Source organism: Williamsia sp., from assembly GCF_016462415.1.
GTDB lineage: Bacteria > Actinomycetota > Actinomycetes > Mycobacteriales > Mycobacteriaceae > Williamsia_A.
Genome location: NZ_JAEMTF010000088.1, coordinates 12475 through 18477 on the forward strand (window position 1 = coordinate 12475; position 6003 = coordinate 18477).

The following is a 6003-nucleotide window of genomic DNA, read 5'->3' on the forward strand; positions in this document are numbered from 1 at the left end:
TCCGCGGGTGCCTGTTCGGCGAGTGACCGCAGGAACGATTGCAGCGCAACCGCTGCCTTCCCCTGCGTGTCACCCATCGTTTCCCCCGAGCCGTTGAGTCGAACGTATGTTCGATTGTATTCGATCGGAGGGGTCGGCGTCAACCAGGCGATATGATTTATCTTAGTGAATACCATTGCGCCATAGCAAAGTTCATGCGATCAAGGTGGCGATCGTGATGATCTCCAGGCTGTCGTCGTTCAGAGGCGAACGATCCCAGTTGCCGAACTGGGTTTCCACCACGAAACCTGAGGACGTGAGAACGCTCGCCAACTCGGCGCTGTCCAGAAACCGTAGTGTCGTCGACACCGTCGCGTCCATGGCGTCGGCTGTGAATCTCTCTTCGAAAGTCACCGTGCCGTTGGCCACCTCGGTGACGCGTCGGTTGAGGGTCACCAGCTCATCATCGGCGCCCGACACAGTCTCTTCCCCGTTCCAGTGAGTCCAGGCCTCGGCACCGGGATTTCGTGTCTCGAAAGCGAATCGGCCCCCAGATATGAGTGCACCCCGAATCGCACCGAGCGATCTCGTGAGTTCGTCATCGGTCACCAGCGTCTGGAATGCGTGACCGGTCATCGTGACCAGATCCCATTGGCCGGCGGCGACGTCGGCCGCAGTGCCCAGCGTCCACTCGATGTCTGATCGTGTTCGTGCAATGGCCAGCATGTCTGGATCGGGATCGATCCCGCGCAGATGGCCGGGATGGCCCGATTGAGTGCGTCGTACCACCTCGCCGGCGATACAGACTCGATCACCTCTGAGAACGCTCCGCGTCGCGCAGCTCGTTCTTGCGCACCTTGCCGGTCGAGGTACGCGGGATGGCGTCGGTGAACTCGATGTCGCGCGGCGCCTTGAACGACGCGATCAGGGTCTTGACGTGCGCGGTCAACTCGTCGGGTTCGACCTCGGCGCCGTCGGCGAGGACAACGAACGCCTTGGGGCGTTCGCCCCATTTGTCGTCGGCCACACCGATCACCACCACATCGGCGACGGCGGGGTGGCTCGCCAACGCCTGCTCCACCTCGATCGTTGAGATGTTCTCGCCGCCCGAGATGACGACGTCCTTGGCCCGGTCGAGCAGCTTCACGTAACCGTCCGGGAGCATCACCCCGAGATCGCCGCTGTGGAACCATCCGCCGGCGAACGCCTCTGCGGTCGATTTCTCGTCGTCGAGATAGCCCTTCATCACGCAGTTCCCGCGCATCACGATCTCACCCATCTCGACGCCGTCGGGTGCGACATCGACCAGTGATCCGTCGGCAGCGGGCTCGGAACGGACCACGCGCAGCGGGTCCGCGGTGACCATGCCGACGCCCTGCCGTGCCATCACCACATCGAGGTCGTCGGAACTCAACTCGCCCCACCCGTCCTGGGGCTCGCAGATCGAGTACGGGCCGTACGTCTCGGTGAGACCGTAGACGTGCACCAGAGTTGCGCCGAGAGAGCGGATCTGGCCGACCACGGTCGGACTGGGCGGGGCGCCGGCGGTGACGACGGTGAGCGGCCCGTCGAGCTGATGGGCCTCGGGTGCCGACGCCAGCGTCGACAACACGGTGGGCGCGCCACACATGTGATCGATGCCCTCGGTGTCGATGAGTCGCCAGATCTCGGCTCCCCGCACGGCGGGCAGGCAGACGTGACGACCGGACACCGCGGTCACCGCCCAGGTGGTGCACCACCCGTTGCAGTGGAACATCGGCAGCGTCCACAGATAGCGGGTCGCGTGGTCGAAGCCCTGATGGATGACCTCGCTGAGTGCATTCAGGTAGGCGCCGCGGTGGGTGTACATCACGCCCTTGGGGCGTCCGGTGGTCCCGGAGGTGTAGTTGATCGTGATGGTTGCGGTCTCGTCGGCGACTTCCCACGGAATGAATCCGTCGCCGCCTCGGGCGGTGAACTCCTCGATGTCGTCGAGCGAGATGACCTCGCGCACCGGTGGCTCCACGTCGCCGAGTGCGTCGAGCAGGTCGGCGTCGCCCAGCAGCAACGAGGAGCCGGAGTGCTCGCAGATGTAGGCGACCTCGTCCGGTGACAACCTCGTGTTGATCGCGACCAGCACCCCGCCGGCCAGCGGCACGCCGTAGTGGGCGATGAGCAACTCGGCGCGATTGGTGGCCAGGTAGGCGACCCGGTCGCCGGGTGAGATCCCCCAGTCGCGCAGCGCCCCGGCCAGTTGTTGCGCGGCCGCGGCGAACTCTGCGTTGGTCAACCGGCGGTCGCCGTCGACGATGCCGATGGCCTCGGGGTGTACCTCGGCGGCACGGTCGAGGAAACGCAACGGGGTGAGCTGGGTGTCGAGACCTGACATGGTCTCGACCCTACGGCCTCCTCAGCCGACGAACGCGGCGATCTCGGCGCCCGCATCCCGCAGCGCCGAGGCGACCGCGCGTGCGTGCTCGACCGCGCCCGGTGTGTCCCCGTGCAGACAGATCGATGCGGGCGTCACCGCCACGACGGACCCGTCGTCGGCGACGACCTCGTGGTCGTGGACCATCCGAACCGCCCGGGCGCAGATCTCGGCGGTGTCGGTGATGACCGCGCCGGTGCGTCCGCGGGGCATGAGTGAACCGTCGGCGAGGTAGGCGCGATCGGCGAACGCCTCGGCGACGGTGCGGATCCCGGCCGCCGCGGCACGTCGCAGCGAGGCCGAGTCGGGTAGTCCGAGCAACGGGAGATCGCCGCCGAGGGCCACCAGGGCAGCCACCACCGCCCCCGCCTGCTCCTCATGGGTGACGATCGAGTTGTACAGCGCGCCATGCGGTTTGACGTACTCAACCCGGCCACCGACCGATCGGGCGATCCCGTCGAGTGCACCGATCTGATAGACGACGTCGGCGGTGAGGTCGTCGGCCGCGACATCGACGAACCGGCGGCCGAACCCCACGCGGTCGGGGTAGGACACCTGCGCCCCGATCCGGGCGCCCGCCGCGACGGCGTCGGCACATGTGCGCCGCAGCCCCGCGGGATCACCCGCGTGGAACCCGCACGCCACGTTGGCGCTGGTGACCACGTCGAGAACGGCGGCGTCGTCACCGAGACGCCATACGCCGTAGCCCTCGCCGAGGTCGGCGTTGAGGTCGATCCGGAGCGTCGGCATGGCCTTCAGCGTAGGGCCACTACCCTCGGGTAGATGAGTGGATCGAACACACGCGTGACCATTGCCGACGGCATCGTCGAAGGGGTGTCGCACGCCGGACTGCACAGCTGGCGCGGCATCCCCTACGCCGCGCCGCCGATGGGGGAACGACGGTTCCGTGCCCCGCAACCCGCCCTCGGCTGGTCGGGCGTGCGGAACTGCCACAGCTTCCGCAACGCGGCGCCGCAGCACCCGCGGTACACGACCATCGGCATCGGCAAGCACCAGCCGGTCAGCGAGGACTGCCTCACCCTGAACGTCGTCGCCCCCGCCGAACGGTCCGGACCGCTCCCGGTGATGGTGTTCATCCACGGCGGCGCCTACATCCTCGGATCGTCGCTGGTCTACCGCGGTGACTCGCTGGTCCGTGCGGGCGGCGTCGTCTACGTCTCCATCAACTACCGGCTCGGCCCGCTGGGCTACCTGGACCTCAGTGGCTTCTCCAGCGAGACGCGGACCTTCGACAACAACCTCGGGTTGCGCGATCAGGTCGCCGCGCTCGAGTGGGTGCACCGCAACATCGCCGCGTTCGGCGGCGACCCCGACAACGTCACGATCTTCGGCGAGAGCGCGGGTGGCAATGCCGTCACCACGCTGCTGGCGACGCCGGCCGCGGAGGGGCTCTTCGCGAAGGCCATCGCCCAGAGTTCCGCGCCGGCGCTGACCGTGCCGAACGACTGGGCGCAGGAGTTCGCCAAGACCTACGTCGAGATCCTCCGTGAGACCCACGACGATCCGGTGGCCGCGTTGCACACCGCCACCCCGGGGCAACTCGGTCGGGCCGGGCAGTCCCTGACCCGCCGTATCTCCGACATCGCGCCCGGCGCGCTGCCGTACGGCCCGAGCGTCGACGGCGACTACCTCCCGATCGACCCGATCGAGGCCGCGCGGAGCGGCCGGACCCATCCGGTGCCGCTGATCATCGGCAGCAACCGGGTCGAGGCCAACCTGTTCGCGAAGGTCTTCGACGTGTTGCCGACGAGTCCGAAGGCGATCGAACGGCTCTTCGTCGCAACCGATCCCGAGGTCAAGACCCGGGTGACCGGCGTCTACGACGGATACCCGTCGGCACAGGCGTGCCGGGAGATCGCCGGGGACATGATCTTCTGGGCGCCGTCGGTGCAGATCGCGCAGGGCCACGGCGCGCATGCGCCGACGTACATGTACCGCTATGACTACGCGACGCGCATCCTCGACTGGACGGGTTTCGGGGCCACCCACGCGACTGAGCTGCTCGCGGTGTTCGGTGCGTTCGACACCCGGATCGGGTCGGCGCTCACGCTCGCGGGCGATCGTCGAGCGGCGCGTCGGGTGACCCGGCAGGTGCAGGGCGACTGGGTGGCGTTCGCCCATACGGGCGCACCCAAGCCCGGGTGGGACCGCTACACCGCCGACGACCGCGTGGTCCGGGTCATCGACGATCCGATCCGCACCGAACGGGATCCGTCCCGTGATCGTCGGCTCGCTTGGGAGGGATTCCGCGGATACTCAGAGGTCCCACTGGGCGGGGGCGTCCCCGGCCAGGAATGACAGCAGCACGGGGTTGAACACGTCCGGCGATTCCAGCGGCAGGATGTGGGTGCCGGGCAGGACCGCGAGTCGCGCGTTGGCCAGCGCGTCGACGACCGCGAGACTGTGCTCGACCGTCACCTCGTCGCGGTCGCCCTGGACGACCAGCGTCGGCACGTCGATACCGGTCAGCGTCGCGAGGTCGATCTCCGGTTCGACGGCGATCATCGCCACGGTCTTGCGGTAGATCTCGGCGAAGTGCTCCGGGCCGTCCGGTGACACCGAGTCGTATTCGGCGCGCAGGAAGCCGATGGCCTCGCTCGAGTCGCCACCGACGAACGAGTTGACGATGGTGTCGGGACCGGCGACCCGTCCGGAGCTGTTGTAGTACTGGCCGAGCAGCACCATTCGGTCGACGAGGTCGGGTCGGCGTAGGGCGACGAGCAGTGCGACCACCGCGCCGTCACTCCACCCGACCAGTCGGACACCGGACCCGAACGTCGCGTCGAGGTAGCCGATGGTCTCGGCGGCCATCTCCGAGTACGAGAACACCTCGGGGGTGTCCGGGCTGTGGCCGTGTCCCCGGCGCTCCGGCGCGTACACCTTCCACCCGGCCGCGAGCAGGGCCGGGATCTGCGCACCCCACGACGACGCACCCGCGAACGCGCCGTGCAACAGCACCACCGGGGCGCCGTCGCCGTCGACGAAATGCCAGATGGGGTGCCCGTCGACGAGGACGTACGTGCCACCGTCGATCGGTCCGAACGCGTCGTGCGTATCGTCGGACGACAGTGGGCTCGACATGGCCCAATGGTTGCAGACCGGCCACCCCATGAGGGAAGAACGAGGCTCAATTGATAGCGAATCGCCGCCACACGGTGCCCGCGGCGTTCCTGGTCATCGTGGCCGCGCTGCTCGCGGGCTGCGGCGAATCGGTGCCCGCCCCGACGGTCGTCTCCAGCTCGCCATCTGCGCCACCGGAGGTCATCACGTCGTCGGTGCCGGCGGCTCTGCCGCCGTTCATCGAGCGGACGACGTGGGTCGAGACCCCGCTCGGACGGAGTCTCCAGGTGGTCCCGACCGCCTCGGGTCGTCGCGCGCAGGGGGCCGGCGACGAGGACGTGGCGTGGAAGGAGGTGGTCGCCGCCGACGCGACCGCCGACTCTCCCGGCATGGAGATGCAATTCCAGTGCCACTGGACCTTCGCGCGTGTCCTGCAGCCGGACAAACCGAGCTGGAACCTCGAGCCCTGGCGGCCCGTCGTCACCGACCAGGAGATGGTCGACGCACGGTGCAACCCCGGCGGCGCCGAGGAGTAG

At 68.2% G+C, this 6003-nt stretch carries 6 protein-coding genes; 2 read left to right on the plus strand and 4 right to left on the minus strand.

Annotated elements, in window-relative coordinates; all coding sequences use genetic code 11:
- Positions 1-192: 192 nt before the first annotated feature.
- From JHC79_RS17925 to JHC79_RS17935, 3 genes are all read right to left on the minus strand, one after another.
- Positions 193-615 (minus strand): hypothetical protein, encoded by a 423-nt coding sequence (locus JHC79_RS17925; protein ID WP_296393327.1) that lies wholly within the window; start codon positions 613-615, stop codon positions 193-195.
- 175 nt (positions 616-790) lie between these two features.
- The gene (locus JHC79_RS17930) at positions 791-2347 is read right to left on the minus strand and encodes an AMP-binding protein (protein ID WP_296393329.1); all 1557 of its coding nucleotides are present in this window, start codon (positions 2345-2347) and stop codon (positions 791-793) included.
- A gap of 21 nt (positions 2348-2368) precedes the next feature.
- Positions 2369-3136 carry a 5-oxoprolinase subunit PxpA gene (locus tag JHC79_RS17935; RefSeq protein WP_296393331.1) on the minus strand — a complete coding sequence of 256 codons (768 nt, stop codon included), beginning with the start codon at positions 3134-3136 and terminating at the stop codon, positions 2369-2371.
- Positions 3137-3169: 33 nt separating this feature from the next.
- On the opposite strand from JHC79_RS17935, the gene JHC79_RS17940 reads away from it, so the two are divergent.
- Positions 3170-4705 (plus strand): carboxylesterase/lipase family protein, encoded by a 1536-nt coding sequence (locus tag JHC79_RS17940; RefSeq protein ID WP_296393333.1) that lies wholly within the window; start codon positions 3170-3172, stop codon positions 4703-4705.
- Here JHC79_RS17940 and JHC79_RS17945 read toward each other — a convergent pair.
- A complete protein-coding gene (locus tag JHC79_RS17945; RefSeq protein WP_296393335.1) occupies positions 4664-5488 on the minus strand; it encodes an alpha/beta hydrolase in 825 nt (274 codons plus the stop codon). The two genes, JHC79_RS17940 and JHC79_RS17945, sit on opposite strands and share 42 nt — an antisense overlap.
- A 50-nt stretch (positions 5489-5538) precedes the next feature.
- On the opposite strand from JHC79_RS17945, the gene JHC79_RS17950 reads away from it, so the two are divergent.
- The gene (locus tag JHC79_RS17950; protein WP_296393337.1) at positions 5539-6003 is read left to right on the plus strand and encodes a DUF2599 domain-containing protein; all 465 of its coding nucleotides are present in this window, start codon (positions 5539-5541) and stop codon (positions 6001-6003) included.

Coding starts and splice junctions, on each gene's coding strand:
- JHC79_RS17925 (WP_296393327.1), bottom strand. CDS start 615: ATGACCGGTCACGCATTCCAGACGCTGGTGACCGATGACGAACTCACG.
- JHC79_RS17930 (WP_296393329.1), bottom strand. CDS start 2,347: ATGTCAGGTCTCGACACCCAGCTCACCCCGTTGCGTTTCCTCGACCGT.
- JHC79_RS17935 (WP_296393331.1), bottom strand. CDS start 3,136: ATGCCGACGCTCCGGATCGACCTCAACGCCGACCTCGGCGAGGGCTAC.
- JHC79_RS17940 (WP_296393333.1), top strand. CDS start 3,170: ATGAGTGGATCGAACACACGCGTGACCATTGCCGACGGCATCGTCGAA.
- JHC79_RS17945 (WP_296393335.1), bottom strand. CDS start 5,488: ATGTCGAGCCCACTGTCGTCCGACGATACGCACGACGCGTTCGGACCG.